The 19,715-nt window shown below is 71.5% G+C and carries 15 protein-coding genes; 6 read left to right on the forward strand and 9 right to left on the reverse strand.

Features of this window, described 5'->3' with window-relative positions; genetic code table 11:
- Positions 1-5 precede the first annotated feature (5 nt).
- Positions 6-5,573, reverse strand: coding sequence for a TIR domain-containing protein (locus AB0J87_RS09765; RefSeq protein ID WP_363963834.1), 5,568 nt, complete (start codon positions 5,571-5,573; stop codon positions 6-8).
- A gap of 56 nt (positions 5,574-5,629) precedes the next feature.
- Here AB0J87_RS09765 and AB0J87_RS09770 point away from each other — a divergent pair, with 56 nt between their 5' ends.
- Positions 5,630-6,799 (forward strand): SLC13 family permease, encoded by a 1,170-nt coding sequence (locus AB0J87_RS09770; protein WP_363963836.1) that lies wholly within the window; start codon positions 5,630-5,632, stop codon positions 6,797-6,799.
- Here the strand turns inward: AB0J87_RS09770 and AB0J87_RS09775 are convergent, their stop codons facing one another.
- The 4 genes from AB0J87_RS09775 to AB0J87_RS09790 all read right to left on the reverse strand — a co-directional run bounded on the left by AB0J87_RS09775 (position 6,800) and on the right by AB0J87_RS09790 (position 9,640).
- Complete coding sequence (locus tag AB0J87_RS09775) at positions 6,800-7,042, reverse strand: hypothetical protein (protein ID WP_350726341.1); 243 nt, start codon at positions 7,040-7,042, stop codon at positions 6,800-6,802.
- 96 nt (positions 7,043-7,138) lie between these two features.
- Positions 7,139-7,960, reverse strand: coding sequence for an inositol monophosphatase family protein (locus tag AB0J87_RS09780; protein WP_363963838.1), 822 nt, complete (start codon positions 7,958-7,960; stop codon positions 7,139-7,141).
- 10 nt (positions 7,961-7,970) lie between these two features.
- Entirely contained in the window at positions 7,971-8,588 is a 618-nt protein-coding gene (locus AB0J87_RS09785) for a hypothetical protein (RefSeq protein ID WP_363963840.1), read from the reverse strand.
- Positions 8,588-9,640: a hypothetical protein gene (locus AB0J87_RS09790; protein ID WP_350726346.1), complete on the reverse strand. Its 1,053-nt coding sequence runs from the start codon at positions 9,638-9,640 to the stop codon at positions 8,588-8,590. The genes AB0J87_RS09785 and AB0J87_RS09790 overlap by 1 nt, the downstream gene beginning before the upstream one ends.
- Positions 9,641-9,778: 138 nt before the next feature.
- Here AB0J87_RS09790 and AB0J87_RS09795 point away from each other — a divergent pair, with 138 nt between their 5' ends.
- Entirely contained in the window at positions 9,779-10,564 is a 786-nt protein-coding gene (locus AB0J87_RS09795) for a class I SAM-dependent methyltransferase (RefSeq protein ID WP_363963842.1), read from the forward strand.
- Between the two features lie 19 nt (positions 10,565-10,583).
- Here AB0J87_RS09795 and AB0J87_RS09800 read toward each other — a convergent pair whose 3' ends face one another.
- Genes AB0J87_RS09800 through AB0J87_RS09810 form a run of 3 tightly spaced genes read right to left on the reverse strand, consistent with a single transcriptional unit; the run spans position 10,584 to position 12,597 of the window.
- Positions 10,584-10,817 carry a helix-turn-helix transcriptional regulator gene (locus tag AB0J87_RS09800; protein ID WP_355191877.1) on the reverse strand — a complete coding sequence of 78 codons (234 nt, stop codon included), beginning with the start codon at positions 10,815-10,817 and terminating at the stop codon, positions 10,584-10,586.
- Positions 10,818-10,831: 14 nt separating this feature from the next.
- Entirely contained in the window at positions 10,832-11,686 is an 855-nt protein-coding gene (locus AB0J87_RS09805; protein WP_363963844.1) for an ABC transporter permease, read from the reverse strand.
- Positions 11,683-12,597 carry an ABC transporter ATP-binding protein gene (locus AB0J87_RS09810; RefSeq protein ID WP_363963846.1) on the reverse strand — a complete coding sequence of 305 codons (915 nt, stop codon included), beginning with the start codon at positions 12,595-12,597 and terminating at the stop codon, positions 11,683-11,685. The genes AB0J87_RS09805 and AB0J87_RS09810 overlap by 4 nt, the downstream gene beginning before the upstream one ends.
- A 139-nt stretch (positions 12,598-12,736) precedes the next feature.
- Here AB0J87_RS09810 and AB0J87_RS09815 point away from each other — a divergent pair, with 139 nt between their 5' ends.
- The 4 genes from AB0J87_RS09815 (at position 12,737) to uvrB (ending at position 18,557) form a co-directional block, all read left to right on the forward strand.
- Positions 12,737-14,341 carry an SPFH domain-containing protein gene (locus tag AB0J87_RS09815; RefSeq protein WP_363963848.1) on the forward strand — a complete coding sequence of 535 codons (1,605 nt, stop codon included), beginning with the start codon at positions 12,737-12,739 and terminating at the stop codon, positions 14,339-14,341.
- 1 nt (position 14,342) lies between these two features.
- On the forward strand, positions 14,343-15,578 hold the full coding sequence (locus AB0J87_RS09820) for an SPFH domain-containing protein (protein ID WP_363963850.1): 1,236 nt from the start codon (positions 14,343-14,345) through the stop codon (positions 15,576-15,578).
- A 9-nt stretch (positions 15,579-15,587) separates the two neighbouring features.
- Complete coding sequence (locus AB0J87_RS09825) at positions 15,588-16,361, forward strand: sporulation protein (RefSeq protein WP_350726358.1); 774 nt, start codon at positions 15,588-15,590, stop codon at positions 16,359-16,361.
- Between the two features lie 87 nt (positions 16,362-16,448).
- On the forward strand, positions 16,449-18,557 hold the full coding sequence (uvrB, locus tag AB0J87_RS09830; protein ID WP_350726360.1) for an excinuclease ABC subunit UvrB: 2,109 nt from the start codon (positions 16,449-16,451) through the stop codon (positions 18,555-18,557).
- Between the two features lie 155 nt (positions 18,558-18,712).
- Here uvrB and AB0J87_RS09835 read toward each other — a convergent pair whose 3' ends face one another.
- The gene (locus AB0J87_RS09835; RefSeq protein ID WP_363963853.1) at positions 18,713-19,474 is read right to left on the reverse strand and encodes an alpha/beta hydrolase; all 762 of its coding nucleotides are present in this window, start codon (positions 19,472-19,474) and stop codon (positions 18,713-18,715) included.
- Positions 19,475-19,715 lie beyond the last annotated feature (241 nt).

Below are 19,715 nucleotides of genomic sequence, written 5' to 3' on the forward strand. Positions count from 1 at the left end.
CGTACTCAGAAGGGCGAGTCGAGCGGCACCTGCCGCACGCCCGGCAGGTAGGGGTCGAGCTCACCCAGCTCGAACCGGGACATCCCGATCACGTGCCAGAACTGCCCCGCCGGCTCGCCGTGGACCTTGTAGCGCCCGTCGGGCGCCAGCGCCGCCCATCCCTCGGCCAGCCCGAGCAGGGTGGCCCGCCGCTCGCCGCCCTCCCAGAGGATCACCACGCCGTCGTCGCCCGCGCTGGCCAGCAGGTCGGCGACCGGGCTGAAGGCCACCGACCACACCCGGCGGGCGTGCCCGGCCAGCGTGTGCCGCGGCCGCCCGGTCGCGGTGTCCCAGACCCGCACCACCAGGTCGTCGCCGCCTGTGGCCAGGCGCTCGCCCGTCGCGTCGAACGCCAGGCTCCACAGCCGCCCCTCGTGCCAGAGCTCGTGCACCAGCCGCGGCTGCCACGGCTGTCCCGGGCGCAGCTCCCACACCATGGCCCGGCCGTCGTTGCCGGCGCTGGCCAGGTGGCGGCCGTCGGGGGAGAAGACCACCGAGTAGACCCGGTCGGTGTGGCCCTTGAGCGTGGCGACCCGGCCGCCGGAGGCCACGTGCCACAGGCGCACGAGCCGGTCGTCGCAGCCCGTGGCCACGTACTCGCCGTCTGGACTGAACGCGATCGAGCGCACCCGCCCGCGGTGGTCGGCCAGGTGGCCCGCCAGCCGCCCGGTCGGGCGGTACCAGATCTTGACGCTGTCGTCGTCGTTGGCCGTGGCCAGCAGGAGGCCGTCGGGGCTGAACGCCTCGGCCCAGACGTGGTCGGTCTCGGCGCTCAGCTCGCGCTCGTAGTCGCCGGTGACGGCGTTCCAGAAGTGCACGCCGCCGTCGTTGCTGGAGGTGGCCAGCACGGGCCCGGCGGGGGAGAACAGGGCCGAGATGAGCCGGTCGGCCGTGCCGGTGAACTCCCGCAGCCGCCGTCCCGTACGCGGCTCCCATACGCGTACGACGCCGTCGTTGCCGCTGGTCGCCAGCATCGAGCCGTCGGCGCTGAACCTGACGGACGAGATGCGCCGCCCGTGGCCGCGCAGCACCCGCTGGCACTTGCCCGAGCCCGGGTCCCACAGGCGCACGGTGCCGTCGTTGCTGCTGGTGGCGATCTGCTGGCCGTCGGGCCGGAACGCGAACGGCCAGACCGAGCTGCGGTGGCCCGTCAGCTCGACCCGCTGGCCGCCGCCGACCGGCTGCAGCCGGAGCACGCCGCCCGAGTCGCCGCTGGCCAGCGCCTGCCCGTCGGGGCTGAAGGTCACCTGGTAGACGGCCGCCGCGTGGGTGGTGTGCACGCCACGGGACTCGCCCGACGGCTCCCACAGGCGTACGGCGCCCGCCGTGTCGCCGGTGGCCAGCAGCGAGCCGTCCGGCGAGAACGCCACACAGTAGATGCTGCCCGCGTGCCCGCCCAGCACGTGCAGCGGCCGCCACGTGGCGGTGTCCCACAGCCTGACGGTGCCCGCCTCGTCGCCGGTGGCCAGCAGGCGGCGGTCCGGGCTGTGCACGGCGCGGTAGACGCTGCCGCGATGGCCGTCGAGCGTCTGCTTCACCTGCCCGGACGTCAGGTCCCAGACGCGTACGACACCGGCCGCGTCGCCCGTCACCAGCACCGAGTGGCCGAACGACGCCGTGTAGATCGGCGCCTGGTGGCCTTCGAGCGCGTGCGCGAGCCGCCCGGTGGCCGTCTCCCACACGCGTACGATGCCGTCGCCGCCCCCGGCCGCCACCAAGTCGCCGGCCGGGCTGAGGCGTACCGGCCAGACGCCGTCGGCGTGGCCCTTGAGCGCGTGCAGGCACTCGCCGGTGAGGGAGTCCCAGAGCAGGACGGCTCCGTCGCTCGCGCCCGTGGCCAGCAGGTCGCGGGTGCGGGCGAACGTGACCGCGTAGACGCGGCCCCGGTGCCCCTGCAGCGTGCGTACGGGGGCGCCGCCAACGCAGAGGAGCACGCCGCCGTCCTCGTTGCCGATCGCGATCGTGGAGCCGTCGGGGCTGTAGGCGATGGGCTCGGGCAGGCGGCTGGTCTGGAAGTGGTAGCCGTACGGGACGCCGATGCCGGCCGGGGCGAACTCGACCTCCACCGGCCGGCCGGGCACCACCGCCGCGCCGGGCAGGTGGGGCAGCGTGCCGGTCACGTTGATCAGCGAGGCCCGGTGCCAGCGGGCGCCCTCGACCGCCGCGTCGCTCAGGTCCACCCGCGCCAGCCGCGCTCCCGACAGGTCGGCGCCGGTCAGGTCGGCCCCGGTCAGCGCGGCGCCGTCGAGCCGGGCCCCGGTCAGCCTGGCCTCGCGCAGGGTGGCCCTGGACAGGTTGGTGCCCGCCAGGGTGGCCTCGGACAGGTCGGCGCCGGTGAGGTCCACGTCGCTCAGGTCCCTGGCCGACAGGTCCTCGCCCTTGAGGTTCGCGCCGCGCAGGTCGGCCCGGGCCGGGGTGCGCAGCCTGGCCGAGATCTTGACCGCGTTGGCCCTGGACACGTCGTCGCCCGGCGGGTCGGCCGCCCACGCGTGCAGGGCCCGTACGTCGGCCAGGTCGCGCAGGAACTCCACGGTCAGCGCCGACAGCGGCCTGCGCGACAGCAGCGCGAAGTTGTCGAGGGCGATGTGGCGGGCGATCAGCCACTCCATCACGGACGCGTGGATGAACCCGAACATCCCGTCCTCGGTCCGCACCAGCAGGCTGCCCGACCCCATCCGGTAGGCCGCGTGCGCCGCCGACAGCTGCCCGTCGGACAGATCCGTCAGCGTCTCGCCGATCTCGGTCAGCTCGTCCACGCCCAGCAGCGACTCGCCGGTGTCCCACAGCCGCATCGCCAGCGCCGTCACCGCCTGCCACAGCTCGTCGACGGTCAACGCCGTGGCCGAGCCGGGGATCCTGGCCCGCCGCTCCTCGAAGGCCAGCCAGGAGCTGAGGATCTCGTCGTACAGCAGCGCCGGGCTGATCGTGTGGCGGGCGCCCGCCACCGTACGCAGCCGGTCGGCGTCGAGGTCGGCGATGAAGGTCAGCATGCGCGGGTTCTGGGCCAGCGCCAGCAGGTCCTTGATCTCGCCCATCAGCGACATGCGCGCGCCGGCCTCGTCGCCGTCGTCGAACCGGTTGGCCAGGTAGGAGCGGATCTGGTCGTGCGTGAAGTCCTCCACGCTGAGCACCCGCCGCTGCGGCAGCACCCCCACCATCTCGCCGAGCGAGGTCAGCACCTGGCTGTGCGACTTGAAGTGCTGCGTACGGCTGGCGACCACGATCTTGGCCTTGTCCTCGGCCGCCGCCAGCAGCGTGGCCAGGTGATCGGCCGCCCGGTCGAACGTCAGCCGGGTCACCAGCTCGTCGAACCCGTCGAACAGCAGCACGATGCGCCCCTGCCTGAGCAGGTAGCGGAACGCCTTGAGATCGATGAACTCCTCGCCGTGCCCGGCCAGATGGGCCGCCACCAGCGCGTCCACGGAGTGCGCCTTGTCCAGGGCGCGCAGCTCGATCAGGATCGGCGTCAGGTGCGGCAGCTCGACCGGGATGCGCCGGGCCAGCTCCCGCAGCGCGAACGTCTTGCCGTGGCCGAAGTCGCCGAGCAGCAGCAGGAACCTGCCGTGGTCGGTGGCCAGCAGCCGCATCAGCTCGTCGGTCAGGCCGTGCTTGATCTGGCCGTCCTGGCGGTCGAGCTCGCGGTAGCGCTGCGGCACGTACAGGTCGGGCGGGTAGCGGCGGTCGGCCATCAGCCTGGCCGTCTGCTCGGCGACGTAGCCGGTCAGGTCGAGCAGCCCCTGGAACTCGGTGAAGGTGCGCAGCCGCACCCCCTTGCGCATCAGGTCGTCGCGGACCGCCCGGGAGGCGGGCGGGCCCTGGTAGACCAGCTCGGCGGCCAGGCCGGTGGCGTGCGCCTGGCGGACGAAGCCGTCGGCGGTGCTCTCGGTCAGCTCGCCCACGTGCGCGCCGATCATCGTCTGGCGGACGAAACCGTCATCCGGGTGGGTGACCACGAGGTGCGCGTCGAACCGGCGGATCCTGGCGCGCTCGTGCCGGGCCTCGCAGACCTCGGCGATCCGGTCGAGCAGCAGCTCGACCGGGCTCGGCGCGCGCTCGTCCGGCTTGGGCGCGGGCGGCTCGGGGGCCGGGCTCTCGCCGGTGAAGGTGGCCCGCACGGCCTTCCACCGGTACGGGACCGGCTCGGGCTCGCCCGCGTCGGGCAGCCAGATCCGCAGGCCGTCAGGGGTGATCTCGACCACCTGGTGCCGCCCGGAGCGCGGCGCGGCGATCACTCCCTCGGCGCGGTGGGCGGACCCGCCGTGGAAGAGCAGGTTGAGCCGGTGGGTCAGCAGGCGCTCGAACGTGGGCGCGTCCCGCAGCTCGCCCGGCGGATGCCCGATCGCGCCCAGCCGCAGCCACGCGCTCTCCTCGTACGGCCGCAGCCGCTCGGCGAACCAGGCCGCCTGCGCCTCCCCGAGCTGCGCGTACGCGTCGCGTTCGAGGTGGCTCATCGCCATCGTCGAGTTGAGCCCCGCCACGACCACCTTCAGATCGGGCACCTCGAACAGCGTCCACGGCTGCCCGCCGTCGAACACCCGGTCGTCCAGCCCCTGGTACACCTCGCCGAACAGCCCGGCGAAGTGCCGCCACTTGGGCCAGTAGGGCGGCTGCGGGCTCACGTCGTCGGCCTCGCAGGTCATGAAGTACGCGCTGGCGGCGGCCTTGGTCACGTCACGCGGCCCGGGCAGCAGGATCAGCCGGTGCTGCTCCAGCCCGATCAGCAGCCGCAGGTCGGTCACGAACCGCGTCGCCTGCCCGAACTGCCCCAGGCTGCCCGACTCGGTCAGGTCGCCGGTGACCAGCATGAGGTCGGGACGCGGCATGCCCCGGTCGTACATGGCGGTCAGGTCCGCCCAGATGCGCGCCTGCATGTCCTCGGGCGTGAACGGCTCGCCCGGATCGGGCAGCGCCCGGCCGAACCTGGGGCCGCCGATGTGCAGCACGCTGATCGACTCGCGCGCCCGGTCGGCGCTCACCGTCGGGGGGAACTTCGGCGCCGCCACCGGCGTGCGCCGGGCCCTGGCCCGGTCGCCCGGCGGCGGCAGCGTCGGGACAGGAACCGGCACCCTGGAGCCGTCGGGGAACGCGGGCGCCGCCGCCGGCTTGGCCCGGCCCGCCATCGCCTCCCGCACCCGGCCCAGCAGCAACGCCCTGGCCTGCCCGGGGTCGGTGACGCCCAGCAGGTCGACCCAGGTGATCGTGGACAGCAGGCCCTCGAGCTGGACGTCCTCCAGCCTGATCGTGACGAGCTTGTTGGAGGGGTTGTCGGGGTCGGCCCGCAGCGCGGCCTGCCACTCCATCCGGCCGTAGCGGGAGGTCAGGTAGTTGCGCGAGAGCACGGCCACGACCACCTGCGCTTCGCTGACCCCGCGGTCCATGAAGTCGATGAAGTTGGTGCCCGGTACGAAGTCCCACTCCTGGATCATGGTCTTGTAGCCGGCCGCCTCGAGCTCCCAGGCTATCCAGGTGGCCCACGCCGTGTCGGCCGGGGAGTAGCTGACGAAGATCTCGGTCGGCCTGCCGTCACGCGCCATGAGCTCAGTATCCCCTGTGGGGCCGCAGGTTTTCAGCGTGTGGGATCATCTATCGGGTGTGGCGTCTCGGAGTGCTCGACCTGATCAGGATCGGGCTGCTCATACTCGGCGTGGTGTTCGTGGCGACCGGGTTGCTGCCGTGGGAGGACGCGCTCGCCAGCCTGGATGAGATCGGGCCCCTGCTGATCTTCCTGGTCGCGATCATCGTGCTGGCCGAGCTCACCAAGGAAGCCCAGGTCTTCGACGCCATCGCGGCGAGGATGGCGGTGCTCGGACGCGGCAACTACGCCGCCCTTTTCTTTCTTTGCACCGCCTTCGCGTCATTTATCACGATATTTCTGAATCTGGACACGACGGCGGTCCTGCTCACCCCCGTCATGCTCGCCCTCGCCCCCAGGGCCCGCATCGCCGCCCTCCCCCTGGCCATGACCACGATCTGGCTGGCCAACACCGCGAGCCTGCTGCTCCCCGTCTCCAACCTGACCAACCTCCTGGGCATGGAGAAGATCGGCCTGGACGCCCAGGAGTTCGCCGCGCGCATGTGGGCCCCGCAGCTCGCCTCGATCGCGGTGACGATGGTGTTCCTGTGGGTGTTCTACTGGCGCCGGGGCGAGCGGCGCGACCTGCGCTACACCCCGCCGCTGCTGGAGCAGGTGGCCGACCGCGTGCTGTTCGGCGCCGCGTCGGCCGGCTGCCTGCTGTTCATCGCGATGCTGCTGCTCAAGACGCACGTGGCCATCGCCGCCACGGCCGCGGCCGCGATCATCGTCGTGGCCTTCCTGGTACGTGCCCGCGAGCGCCTGACCTGGAGCCTCGTCCCGTGGCAGCTCGTGATCTTCGTGACGGGGCTGTTCCTGGTGGTTCCCACGCTCAGCAGGCACGGCCTGTCCGACCTGATGACCTGGATGGTCGGCACGGAGGGCGACCCCTACCGCACGGCCGCCGTCGGGGCCGGGCTCTCCAACACCATCAACAACCTGCCCGCCTACAAGGCCGTCGAGACCGTCATCCCGGCCGCCGACCAGGACCAGCTGCTGGCCCTGCTGGCCGGCACCAACGTGGCCCCGGTCATCACGCCGTGGGCGTCGCTGGCCACGCTGCTGTGGTTCGAGTCGTGCCGCCGCCACGAGGTCAAGGTCCCGATGCGCCGCTTCCTGCTGACCGGCACGGGCCTGGCCGTGGCCGGGCTGCTCGCCACCGTGTGGACCCTGGTGCGGTTCAGCTGATCAGGCGGCGGCCAGCGCGTAGGCGCCGGCGACCGCGTCCAGCGCCCAGCGCATCCGCACGACGTACGTCTCGGGGTGGTCGCCCGCCTCCTGCGCCACGTACGCCGCGCACCGGGCCGCGTCGCCGCCGCACCGGCACAGCCGCTCGTCCACGGCCTCGCGGATCTGGAACGGCGACAGCCGGTCGGACGGCTGCAGAGCGGTCGCGAAGAGCACCTGCGCCAGCTCGGTCGTGGTCATCATGTCGAGCCCCTCTCCCTTGTTCCGTTCTCTCCCAATAGACCTCGAACGGGAGCGGAACTCATCGGCGAAGGACACACATGTTCTGCGGACTTTTCCTCATTCGGGCCCGAGGAGGGCGAGCAGCCCGGGGACGGCCCGGGGATGGGCGGCGACGAAGCTGCGGTCGTCGGCCGTGCCGTCGATGCACTCCTCGAACGGGCCGCCGTCCAGCGCCCTGATCTCGATGCCGGCCTCCCGGGCGAGCAGCGCCCCCGCGGGCAGGTCGACCGCCTCGGCCCGGTAGCCCACGATGCCGTCGATGTCGCCGCGCGCCAGCATCGCCCATGCCAGCAGCGGCGCCCACAGCTGCAGCACCCGCCGCGCGTTGAGCTCCAGCGCCGTGCGCAGCGCGCGTGCGGTCGCGTCGTCCCTGGTCACGCCGTAGCCCTGGGTCCAGGCCAGCAGCGGCCCGTACGGGCTCGGCGCGTACGGGGGCGCGAGGCGTACCCCCGAGGACGATCCCGCCGGAGCGGACAGCGCCCCCCGCCCGTGGACGGCCGACCACGTCTGGTCGGAGACGGGATCGTGCACCACCCCCAGCACGGGACGCCCGCCCCGGCACAGCGCCACGCCCACCACGTAGGCGGGCAGGCCGATCGCCACGTTGTTGGTGCCGTCGAGCGGGTCGACCAGCCACGTCCACTCGCCGCCCGCGGCCCCCACCAGCCCCGTCTCCTCGGCGATCACCGTGTGCGACGGGTACGCCGTCAGGATGCGCTCCAGCAGCAGCTTCTCCGAGGCCAGGTCGAGGTCGGTCACCACGTCGCCCGCCTCGCCCTTGGCCCGGACGCCGACCACGCCGCTCATGCCTTCCCGGAGCAGCGCCCCCGCGGCCTCGGCGGCTTCGACGGCGACCGTGCGGGCGTGATCCAGGTCCATCGGATGCCTCTCAGGTCAGGTGAGCGGTGATCAGACGTACGGCCAGCTCGGTCTCGCGGGCGTCCAGCGGCTGCCTGGCCACGTGGTGCGGCCCGCCGCCCAGCGGGCCGAGCGACAGGTCGCGGCTGCCGGGCCGGCCCCGCCCCAGCGCGATCGTGGCCGCCTCGCCGCCCTCCGGCACGACGCTGCTGTGGAAGCGGTCGGCGGCCAGCGTGTACGTGTCGCCGGGGCCGAACACCTCCACCAGGCCCGTCGCGTGCCGCACGGTGCGCCCGGTGGGCGAGATGCGGTCGCCGTCGGCCCCGCTGACCACCTCGAAGACCCGGTGCGTGGCGTCCCGGCCGGCGTCGGTGACCACCGCGTGCACGTTGCGCACCTGGCCGTAGAGGACGTGGCTGACCAGGTCCCAGCTGTGGCAGTGGATCTGCGAGGTGGTGCTCTCGGCGTGCGCGAACGAGTCGGACCACAGGTGGACGCACACCCCTTCGCCGCCGTCGCGCTCCAGCGGCAGGCACACGAACCCGAGCGGGTGGCGCACCGCCGTCAGGCCGCCGGACGAGAGCGTCTCCAGCGCCCAGGCCCTGGCCTCGCCCACGATGACCCGCTGGTGGACGCCCTGATGGCTCATCACGCACCAGCTCGATCATGCGGCTCACCGTAGGGGTCCATCGCCCGCAACGCCTTGCGGGCGATGTCGACGACGTCACGGCCGTTGTACGCCTTGGGCAGCGGGATCCCGACGCGTTCGAACAGCTCCTGAACCTCCTCGATGGTGGGCTCGTCGCTCAACGGCACCTTCTTGTACATCTCCAGCGGCACCCGCCGCGCCTGCTCGAAGCTGAGCCGCAGCTCGGTGTCGCAGTTCTCGTAGTAGAACGTGCCGGCCAGCGCGGTCATCGCCTTGTTGGGGTCCTCGACCGTCATGATCAGGCGGGTGGCCGACACGTCCCAGCGGAACGTGGTCATCGTCGAGGACAGGCCCACCGCGATGTCGAGCAGGCCGTAGCGCTGGCGGTGCCAGAAGGCGGCCAGGATGGTCGCGTACGACTCCTTCCTGGCCCGGTCGGTCGTCCACGTCTCGCCGGTGCCGTCGGGGGCGTCCGACAGCGAGCGGCGGTAGTGGGCGTACGTCTCGCACACCTCCAGGTTGGACGGGTCGATCACCTCGACCCTGACCGTGAGGTGGCGCTTGTCCCTGCGGGCCGCCGCGACGCACTCGGGCAGGGTGACCGCGCGCAGGTAGGTGCCGGTGCCGCCCTTGAAGCTCCACCGGTGGGTGTCCTTGCGCGCCTCCGCGTGGGACTGGGCGATCTCCTGGCTGCTGCCCAGCACCCGTACGAGCTGGAGCGCGTCGAGGGCCTTGCGGGTGCTGCCGACCAGCGACTCGATCTCCTGCAGGCGGGCCAGGCGCGCGGGCAGCTCGGCCAGCGCGCCCGAGGTGATCGTCTCCTCGACCGGGGCCTGGCGCGCGCGGTCGCGCAGCAGCGCGGTGGCCACCAGCGCCATGATGACCAGGGTCGCGGCGTTGACCAGCTGGGACTGCACCTCGTCGGGCACGATCTCGTTGGGCATCACGCCCACGACGCCGATCACGATCGCGAGCACCAGCGCGATGGCCCCGTCGGCGTTCTGCGCAGCCCATGGGGCGACCTGCTTCACCGCCGCCACGAACCGTGTCATCGCTCGCCCCGCCGTTCGACGATCATTCAGTCCCCGAGGTCATGGTAACGACCGCGCCAAGCGACCACCAGTACACCCAGAGCCAGGGAGCTTTATTGCCTCGAACCTGAACGGGTCCCATGGGTAGCATCGGCTCGCATGATCATGGATCCCGAGGTGATGGGCTACTACGAGCAGGGCGGCGAGCTGACCAGGCTGCGGCGGGGGCGCAACCGGCTGGAGTACTGGCGCACGCGTGACGTGCTGCGCCGCGTCCTGCCGCCGGCCCCCGCGCGGGTGCTCGACGTGGGCGGGGGCACCGGCGCGCACGCCGAGTGGCTGGCCGCCGACGGGTACGACGTCGAGCTGATCGACCCGGTGCCGCTGCACGTACGGGAGGCGTCCACGCTGCCCGGGGTGAGCGCCCGCCTGGGCGACGCCCGCGACCTGCCCGTCCCCTCCGGCCGGGCCGACGCGGCGCTGCTGCTCGGCCCGCTCTACCACCTGCCCGAACGGGCCGACCGTGTCCGCGCCCTGGCCGAGGCCAAGCGCGCCGTGCGCCCGGGCGGGCCGGTCGTGGCGGCCTTCATCAGCCGGTACGCGAGCGTGCACGACGGCGTATACCGCGGCGGCTTCGTGGACGAGGAGTACCGGACGGCCGACTACCGGGGCCTGGAGACGGGGGTGATGATCTCGCCCAGGCCGGGCGGGTTCCGCGGTTACCTCCACGATCTCGAGGAGATCCTGGACGAGTTCGCCGACGCCGGGCTGCCGCGTCCCGACCGTTACGGCCTGGAGGGCGCCTTCTGGCTCTACGGCGACGTGGACGACTGGCTGGACGACGACGAGCGGCGCGAGCTGCTGCTCGACGCCGCCCGCCGGCTGGAGTCGGAGCCGTCGCTCCTGGGGGTCAGCGGCCACCTCCTGGCAGTGGCGACCGCCTGACCGCGCGCCCCGGCCGCGGTCAGGCGGTCCGCTCCCCGATCCGGGGGAACGGGCTGGTCGAGAAGACCACCTCCACCGGCACCTCGAAGTATTCGGCGATCCGCAGCGCCAGGAAGAGGCTCGGGCTGTATTCCCCCCGTTCCAGGTAGCCGACGGTCTGGTAGTGGACCCCCAGGGCGTCGGCCAGCTGCCTGCGGGTCACGTTCCGCTCTGCGCGCAGCAGCGCGATGCGGTTGTAGACGGTCTCGCTCATCAGCGCATATCTTCTCAGGTCAGCCGCTGCATCGCCTGGCGACGGCGGGCCTCCATCAGCGAGCCCGACTCGCGCCTGGCCACCCGGCGCAGGATCGGGGGAGCCGGCACCAGCCCCGCCACGGCCCAGGCGAGCAGCACGAGCGTGGTCTCCACCGGCCGCCACGAGCTGCCGATCTCCGCGGCGGCGGCCGAGTCGGGCAGCAGCGCCGAGCGCATGCCCAGGCCGAGCCAGTAGAGCGGGAAGACGTGGGCGAGGCCCTGCAGCCACCCGGCGAGCGCCGTGATCGGGTAGAAGATCCCCGAAATGGCGGTGAGACCGCCGATGGCGATCATGGACAGCGCCCCCGCGCCCTGCGGGCTGCCGACCAGGGAACCGATGATCGCACCGAGCGGGAGCGCGGACAGCAGCCCCAGCAGTGCGAACCAGGCCAGCGCGAGCCATTTGCCCGGCCCGATCCCGAGCAGGCCGGGCACGAAGAACAGCCCGGCGACGAGCATCACCACCAGAGCGGAAAGGGTGGACATGGAGTGCATCGTCACCCGGCCCACGAGGTAGCCCACCATGCCTTGGGGCAAGGCCTTGGCTCTGAGCAGGGTGCCGTCCTCGCGCTCGAGGGCCAGCGAGCCCACCATGCCCAGGAGCCCGTTGAGCGGGACCATCAAGGCCAGCATGCCCGGCAGGGAGGCCGACGCCAGCGACAGGCCGGTGCCGGGCAACTTCGCGTCGCGCTGGAAGTAGAGCACGACGACGAGGACCGCGGTGCCCACCAGGATGCCCCCGAGGTTCGGCGGGTTGGTGAGCGAGTGCTTGAACTCGATCCAGCCCCGGGACAGGCCCAGCCGGGCGGCGTGCAGCGTGGGAGTCATGCTTCCTCCTGACGCACGATCGCCATGTAGGTGTCCTCCAGCGTGGCCCGCCGCACCTCCAGATCGGCGATCTCCGTACCGTGCTGCGCGAACAACTCGCGCACGAACCCGGTGGCGTCCTGCGTGGCGTGCACGAACTGCTCGCCGCCCTGGCTCCAGCGCACCTGCGCGTCGCGCGAGACCTCGCGGGACAGGCGGTCGGCGCTGCCGTCGGCCACGATCCTGCCGCCGGCCAGGATGAGGATCCGGTCGGCGAGCTTCTCCGCCTCGTCGAGGTCGTGCGTGGTGAGCAGGATGGTGGTCTCGTCGAGGTCCGACAGGCGGTGCACGAGATCGTGGAAGTCGCGCCGGGCCTGCGGGTCGAACCCGGCCGTCGGCTCGTCGAGGAAGAGCACCTCCGGCCGCCCGACGATGCCGATGGCGACGTCGAGGCGGCGGCGCTGGCCGCCGGAGAGCCGGTTGATCCGGTGGTCGGCGTGCTCGCCGAGCCCGACGGCCTCGATCAGCTCGCCGATGTCGAACGGCCGCCGGCCCGGGACCGCGTACGGCTCGTAGTAGCGGCTCAGGTGGTGGAGGAGCTGGCGCACCCGCCAGCGGCCGTGGTCGCGCCAGGACTGCAGCACCACGCCCAGCCTGGCCCGCCAGCGCTCGTCGCCGCGGGCCGGCACGGTGCCGAGCACGCGGACGGAGCCGGAGGAGGGCACCCGGAAGCCCTCCAGGATCTCGATCGTCGTCGTCTTGCCCGCGCCGTTCGGCCCGAGCAGGGCGATCACCTCGCCGGGGGCGGCCGTGAAGCCGACGCCCCGGAGGACCTCCTTGCGGCCGTACGCCATGTGCAGGTCGTCGACCTCGATGGCGGCGGCGGTCTGGCCCAGGTCGAGACCGCCTGCGAGCTCTCTTACCGCATCCATCAATTCTCCAGATAGTAGCTCTACTACATAGATAGCACACCTACTACGGGACGCAATAGACATATGACATCCATTGCAAGCGAACAGTAAGTCGCACCCGATACGGTCGGATTCGCCTGTAGCGGAAAAGGAAGGTTCGATGTCACGACCCAGAGAGGCACTGATCCAGGCAGGTCAGGGCATAGCCCAAGCGGTTGCCCAAGGGGGTGACATGCGGCAGGCGATGGGGCAGGCCATGGGCCAGGTCGTCGACCAGGCGGGGCAGTTCGCGGGCCAGGCCCGGGGTTTCGCGCTGAACCCCCACGACTTCGCCGCGGCCCGCGACGGCGGCGCGTCGGTCGGCACGGCCATCGAGGCCAGGTCGGCCTCGCTGAACGAGGCCGGCGAGATCGTCAACCGCAGCTTCACCGAGAACGGCATGCACGTCATCTCCCCGGTGGTGATCCCCAAGGGGAGCACCGCGAAGGTGATCGTGCCGCTGGGCATCCTGGTGGTGCTCGGCCTGATCGGCGCGCTCGGCAACGTCATCCCGAACACCGACCTGTTCTTCGGCCCGCACTACTGGGTGGTGCTGGTCCTGGCGGCCGCGTTCCTGTGGTGGCGGCGCAGCGTGGTGATGGTGCCCGAGGGCTGCAAGGCCCTGATCACCCAGTTCGGCAAGCTGGTGCACATCGCGGACCCGGGCCGGGTGACGCTGTTCAACCCGTGGAAGCGGGTCAGCTACATCGTCAACACCACCCGCGAGTACCCGTTCAACGCGCCGATCAGCGAGGCGCCGACGCAGCAGGGCGTCAAGGCCAGCGTGGACCTGTTCCTGCAGTTCAGGATCGAGAACCCGGCGGAGTTCATCTTCGTGCTCGGCTCGGTCAGCGGCTTCCAGTCCAAGCTCCAGAACGCCATCAGCGAGGTCACCCGCTCCCTCATCTACGCCCAGCGGGCCGAGGAGATCTACGACCTGGTGGGCGAGAGCACGCTGGGCATGCTGGAGAGCCTCAACCAGCAGTTCCTGCCCGCCGTACGGCTCACCGACGTGAACATCACGCACGCCGAGCCGTCCAGCCAGGAATACCGGATGGACCTGGCCGCCCCCGAGATGGTCCGGGTCGCCAAGGAGGCCTACACCTACGAGTACGAGCTGCAGCTGCGCAAGGAGCAGAACGAGGGCGACCTGGTCAAGGAGCTGGCCGGGCTGCAGGAGACGCTGAGCGCCATCCAGGCGGAGATCGCCGGCTACCAGGCCCGCATGGACACCGCCCTCGAACGCGCCAGCCACCAGGCCACCGCGCAGGCCAGGCAGCGCCTGGTCGAGGCCGAGTCCACGGCCAACGCCAACGCCGCGCTCCTGGAGGCGCAGGCGCTGGACATCAGGGCGCTGTCGGCCGCGGAGGCGCCCGAGATCCTCGACTACCGCTTCCAGCAGGACCTGCTGAACAAGCTGGAGTCCGTCGCCACCAGGCTGCCGCAGGTCGTGCAGGTGGGCGAGCAGACCGACATCGACTTCCTGGCCCTGGCCCAGCAGCTGGTGGGCGGCAAGGACGCGGCGCTGTTCTCGGCCGAGGACATGGCCGCCATCCGGTCCAGGCTCGACGAGATCGGTTTCCGCGTGCAGAGCCGCGAGGCCGAGATCGCCGCCCTGCTCGAGAAGGCCACCGCCGACGTGACCGAGCCCCAGGCGGCGCCGGAGCCCGACGCGGAACTGGAGCGCACCGTCGAACGCCTGCTGCCCGGGAAGGGGGAGATCTGAGATGAGCCGCGAATTCTCGAAGATCAAGGAGTCGCTGGCCTCCTGGGGCGACATCCGCCAGCTCCTGCGCGGCGGCGAGCAGGGCCAGCTCGTCCCCGTCGTGATCCCCAAGGACCGGCGCGGCTTCGCCTGGATGGCGCTGGTGTTCCTGGGGCTGTACTTCGCCGGGATGGCGGTCCTGACCGACCTCACCCTGATCGCCGCGCTGCTGGCGCTGTTCTTCCTGGTCGTGGCCATGGTCACGATGTGGCGCAAGGCGATCATCGAGATCGAGGAGGGCACCACCGGCGTACGCAGCCGCTGGGGCGCCATCACCGGCACCCTCCCGCCGGGACGCCACTACCTGTGGCTGCCGTGGGACCGGGTGGACGCGGTCGTCGACACCTCCACGGAGATCCCGTACTCGGCGCCGATCGTGGCCTGCCCCACGGCCGAGAACGTGCCGCTGAAGTCGATCGAGTTCTTCCTCAAGTTCCGCATCGTGGACCCCGTCGCGTTCGTCCGCACGATCGGCGCCGGCAACTTCGACCTGGTGCTCTCCAGCGCGGTCCAGGACGCGATCAGGCAGCGCAGCCGCCGCGTCAACACCGAGCGCGCGTACGACCTGCGCGGCTCCGACGTCGGCGACATGCAGGAAGCGCTCAACCGCCAGCTCGGCCGGTACGGCGTGCGCATCACGGGCGCCAACATCCCCGACGTCCAGCTGCCCGACCAGTACCAGCAGCACCTGGCCACCCGGGAGAAGGTGGCCAAGGAGCTCTCGGCCTACGAGCGCGAGTGGGAGCTGACCCGCAAGCGCCGCATCGACACCCTGCTGATGGAGATCGAGCGCTCCAAGAAGACCCGTGACGCCCGCGTCGTCGAGGTCAAGGCCGCCCACAACACGGCGCGCAAGGACGTGGCGCGCATGCTGGAGGAGCAGGAGACCGAGGCGCAGCGCGTGACATGGGAGATCGAGGCGCGCGGCCGGGCCGAGCTGACCGCCGCCGAGAACGAGGCCAAGGCGTTGCGCCGGCTGGCCGAGTCGTACCGGGACAACCGGGCCGTGCTGCAGTACGAGCTGGCCCGCAGGCGCCTCGACGTGGGCGCCAAACTCGCGGAGAACGCCCCCCAGCCGCTGGTCGTACGCACCCAGCAGGGCCAGTCGGACTCCGCGCTCTCCACCCTCCTCCTTGCCCAGTTGCTCCCCCGCATCTCGGGCACGGGTCAAGTGAACGGCCAGACACCTTCCGCTTAGGAGAACCCCATGGTGTTCCGCAAATTGATGGCCGCGTTCGGTGCGGGCGTCGAGGTAGACACGGTGTTGACCAACACGGGCGTGCGTCCCGGCGAGATCCTGCGCGGCGTCGTCCACTTCCGTGGCGGCAACTCCGACTACAAGGTCGAGGGCATCCACATCGACCTGACCGCGGTGGTCGAGGTCGAGTCGGGCGACAACGAGTACAAGACGACCTACAGCTTCCTGCGCCAGCAGGTCGCCGGGACGTTCCAGCTCGCCGCGGGCGCGCAGCACCAGCAGCCCTTCGAGATCCAGGTCCCCTGGGAGACGCCGATCAGCGCCATCGCCGGGCATCCGCTGCACGGCATGAAGCTGGGCGTCCAGACGGAGCTGGCGCTGGCGGGCGCGCTCGACAAGGGCGACCTCGACCCGCTGTACGTGAGCCCGCTGCCCGCGCAGGACCACGTCATCGCCGCGCTCGACCGGCTGGGCTTCCAGTTCAAGAAGGCCGACCTGGAGCGCGGCACGCTGTACGGCTCGACGATGCCGTTCTTCCAGGAGATCGAGTACTACGCGGGCGGGCAGTGGCGGCGCCACTTCAACGAGCTCGAACTGACGTTCATCGCCGGGGCGCGGCAGATGGACGTCATCCTGGAGGCCGACAAGCGGGGCGGCTTCCTGACCTCCAGCCACGACGCGTACAACCGCTTCACCGTGCGTTACGACGACCCGCCGCACTCGGCGGACGGGGCGCTGCAGCGCGGTCTGGAGCAGATGGCCCGCCACCGCGGCTGGTTCTGACCGGGTACGCGGCCGCCGCCGGGGACCCCGGCGGCGGCCTGAGGGGGTGTGACCGTTTCTGTCGGTCGGGACGCCTACAGTGGCAACATGCGACCGGTCACAGATTTGCAGCGGAAGGTGGCGCCTTTCGAGGTCGTCACCGAGATGACTCCCTCCGGTGACCAGCCCACGGCCATCGCCGAGCTGGAGCGCCGCGTCAAGGCCGGAGAGAAGGACAACGTGCTGCTGGGTGCCACCGGCACCGGCAAGACCGCCACCATCGCCTGGCTGATCGAGCGGCTGCAGCGGCCCGCGCTGGTCATGCAGCCCAACAAGACCCTCGCCGCGCAGTTCGCCAACGAGCTGCGGGAGATGCTGCCCAACAACGCGGTCGAATATTTCGTTTCTTATTACGATTATTACCAGCCTGAGGCGTACGTCCCGCAGAGCGACACGTACATCGAGAAGGACTCCTCGATCAACGACGAGGTCGAGCGGCTGCGCCACTCGGCGACCAACTCGCTGCTCACCCGCCGCGACACCATCGTGGTCGCCTCCGTGTCGTGCATCTACGGCCTGGGCACGCCGCAGGAATACGTCGACCGCATGGCCAGGCTGCGCGTCGGCATGGACGTCGACCGCGACCAGCTTCTGCGCCGCCTGGTCGACATGCAGTACACGCGCAACGACCTGGCCTTCACCCGGGGCACGTTCCGGGTCCGGGGCGACACGATCGAGATCATCCCGAAGTACGAAGAGCTGGCCGTGCGCATCGAGATGTTCGGCGACGAGATCGAGAAGCTCTCGACCATGCACCCGCTGACCGGCGAGGTCATCACGGAGGACGAGGAGCTCTACATCTTCCCCGCCTCCCACTACGTCGCGGGCGAGCAGCGCATGGCCGCCGCCGTGGGGGGCATCGAGGCGGAGCTGGCCGCGCGGCTGGAGGAGCTGGAGCGCCAGGGCAAGCTGCTGGAGGCGCAGCGGCTGCGGATGCGCACGACGTACGACATCGAGATGATGCGGCAGATCGGCACCTGCTCCGGCATCGAAAACTACTCGCGCCACATGGACGGGCGCGAGGCCGGCAGCGCGCCCAACACGCTGCTCGACTACTTCCCCGAGGACTTCCTGCTGGTCCTCGACGAGTCCCACCAGACCGTGCCGCAGATCGGCGCCATGTACGAAGGCGACGCCTCCCGCAAGCGCACGCTGGTCGAGCACGGGTTCCGGCTGCCGTCGGCGCTCGACAACCGGCCGCTGAAGTGGGAGGAGTTCCTGGAGCGCATCGGCCAGACCGTCTACCTGTCGGCCACGCCGGGGCCTTACGAGCTGGGGCGGGCCAAGGGCGAGGTCGTCGAGCAGGTCATCCGCCCGACCGGCCTGGTCGACCCCGAGATCGTGGTCAAGCCGACCAAGGGCCAGATCGACGACCTGGTCCACGAGATCCGCCAGCGGGCCGAGCGCGACGAGCGCGTGCTGGTCACCACGCTGACGAAGAAGATGTCCGAAGACCTCACCGACTACCTCCTGGAGCTCGGCATCCGCGTGCGCTACCTGCACAGCGAGGTCGACACGCTGCGGCGCATCGAGCTGCTGCGGGAGCTGCGCACGGGCGAGTTCGACGTGCTCGTCGGCATCAACCTGCTGCGCGAGGGCCTCGACCTGCCCGAGGTGTCGCTGGTGGCCATCCTCGACGCCGACAAGGAGGGCTTCCTGCGCTCGGAGACGTCGCTGATCCAGACCATCGGCCGCGCCGCCCGTAACGTGTCCGGCCAGGTCCACATGTACGCCGACAAGATCACGCCGTCCATGGAGCGGGCGATCGACGAGACGAATCGGCGGCGGGCCAAGCAGATGGCCTACAACGAGGCCAACGGCATCGACCCGCAGCCGCTGCGCAAGAAGATCGCCGACATCCTCGACTCGCTGCAGCGCGAGGACGCCGACACCGACCGGCTCCTGGGCGGCGGCCGCCAGCAGTCGCGCGGCAAGGCCCCGGTGCCCGGCTTCGGCGCGCGGCAGGCCGGCCAGCACGCCAAGGCCATCGCCGGCGAGATGCCGCGGGCGCAGATGGAGTCCCTGATCGAGTCGCTGACCGAGCAGATGCACCAGTCGGCGGCCGACCTGCAGTTCGAGGTGGCGGCACGGCTGCGCGACGAGATCAAGGAGCTCAAGCGCGAGCTCCGCGACATGCGCGAGGCCGGCATCAAGTAACGCCCGCAAGGCGCCACCTCTTCGCACGGAGGAAGGGGCGCTTTGCGTACGCATACCATCGGCCGCCTGCCGGGCGCGCGACTTCGGCCGCCCGCCGGACGCCGGCCGCCGGGCTGGGGCCGCCGGACTGGGGCCGTCGGGCGCTGGGCGTCGGGCTAGGGGAGGAAGTCCGCCAGGGTGCGGGCGAAGACCTCGGGGTTGTCGAGCATGATGCTGTCCCCCGGCTCGGGAATGCCGACCACCCGGACCCCGCTGGCCCGCAGGCTGTCGGCGTCCTCGGGCGGCCTCCCCTCCGGGTGCAGGAAGGCGAGGGGGATCGGAAGGTCCTGCAGGAGCCGGCGCATGGGAGGCGTGGTGCCCGTGGCCAGGCTGACGGCCGTACGGTGGAGCCCACGCAGGTCCGCCAGCCGCATGGCGGACCACCGGTGCGGCCCCACGCGCTCGCGCACCTCCTTCCACCCGTGCGACACGAACGCCTCCTCCGTGTAACTCGCGATACCGCTGCCACCCGGCCCCACGGAAGCCGGGGGATAGGGGTCGAGGTCGGCGTCCACGAGCACCAGATTGGCGATCAGCTCCGGGTGACGGGAGGCGAGGACGATCGCCACCGCGCCGCCCATGCTGTGGGCGATCACCGACGCCCCGGCGACCCCCGCCTTGCGCAACGCCTCGGCCAGGGCGTCGGCATGGGTCTCGAGCGTGTAGGCGAAGTCCCGGGGGCGGTCGCTGATCCCGAACCCGAGCAGGTCGATCAGCAGGGAACGGTGCTGCGGCAGGAGGGGGTGTGCGGCGACCTCGGCGTAGTAGGGGGCCGAGGTCGCACCGAGACCGTGGACGTAGACCCGCGACGGCTCCGCACCCGGCAGCTCTACCCAGCGGATGCGAGCGCCGCTGGGGTGGACGACGGCATCGTGCATGACGGCCCTCCTCGTCGTATATCGGGGCCAATATACCTACGACCTGCGTAAACGATCGGCACTCCGACGCCCCCGCACGTCACCCCCGCCACCGACAACACACACAACCCACACGCCCCAGCGCCTGCCACGCGGTATCCCGCGACCCGGCGGCCGGCGGTGGCGCGCAACCACACGGTCCAGCGATCGGCCCGCGGTATCCGGCGCCCCAGCGGCCGACGGCGGCGCGCCACCGCGGCTC

The sequence above is a fragment of the Nonomuraea sp. NPDC049625 genome (assembly GCF_040675285.1).
In the GTDB taxonomy this organism is placed as follows: domain Bacteria; phylum Actinomycetota; class Actinomycetes; order Streptosporangiales; family Streptosporangiaceae; genus Nonomuraea; species Nonomuraea angiospora_A.

Bases quoted from the DNA above. Each gene is read 5' to 3' on its own strand.
- uvrB (WP_350726360.1), top strand. From the start codon at position 16,449: ATGCGACCGGTCACAGATTTGCAGCGGAAGGTGGCGCCTTTCGAGGTC.
- AB0J87_RS09765 (WP_363963834.1), bottom strand. From the start codon at position 5,573: ATGGCGCGTGACGGCAGGCCGACCGAGATCTTCGTCAGCTACTCCCCG.
- AB0J87_RS09810 (WP_363963846.1), bottom strand. From the start codon at position 12,597: ATGGATGCGGTAAGAGAGCTCGCAGGCGGTCTCGACCTGGGCCAGACC.
- AB0J87_RS09775 (WP_350726341.1), bottom strand. From the start codon at position 7,042: ATGATGACCACGACCGAGCTGGCGCAGGTGCTCTTCGCGACCGCTCTG.
- AB0J87_RS09790 (WP_350726346.1), bottom strand. From the start codon at position 9,640: ATGACACGGTTCGTGGCGGCGGTGAAGCAGGTCGCCCCATGGGCTGCG.
- AB0J87_RS09785 (WP_363963840.1), bottom strand. From the start codon at position 8,588: ATGAGCCATCAGGGCGTCCACCAGCGGGTCATCGTGGGCGAGGCCAGG.
- AB0J87_RS09820 (WP_363963850.1), top strand. From the start codon at position 14,343: ATGAGCCGCGAATTCTCGAAGATCAAGGAGTCGCTGGCCTCCTGGGGC.
- AB0J87_RS09815 (WP_363963848.1), top strand. From the start codon at position 12,737: ATGTCACGACCCAGAGAGGCACTGATCCAGGCAGGTCAGGGCATAGCC.
- AB0J87_RS09795 (WP_363963842.1), top strand. From the start codon at position 9,779: ATGATCATGGATCCCGAGGTGATGGGCTACTACGAGCAGGGCGGCGAG.
- AB0J87_RS09805 (WP_363963844.1), bottom strand. From the start codon at position 11,686: ATGACTCCCACGCTGCACGCCGCCCGGCTGGGCCTGTCCCGGGGCTGG.
- AB0J87_RS09780 (WP_363963838.1), bottom strand. From the start codon at position 7,960: ATGGACCTGGATCACGCCCGCACGGTCGCCGTCGAAGCCGCCGAGGCC.
- AB0J87_RS09825 (WP_350726358.1), top strand. From the start codon at position 15,588: ATGGTGTTCCGCAAATTGATGGCCGCGTTCGGTGCGGGCGTCGAGGTA.
- AB0J87_RS09835 (WP_363963853.1), bottom strand. From the start codon at position 19,474: ATGCACGATGCCGTCGTCCACCCCAGCGGCGCTCGCATCCGCTGGGTA.
- AB0J87_RS09800 (WP_355191877.1), bottom strand. From the start codon at position 10,817: ATGAGCGAGACCGTCTACAACCGCATCGCGCTGCTGCGCGCAGAGCGG.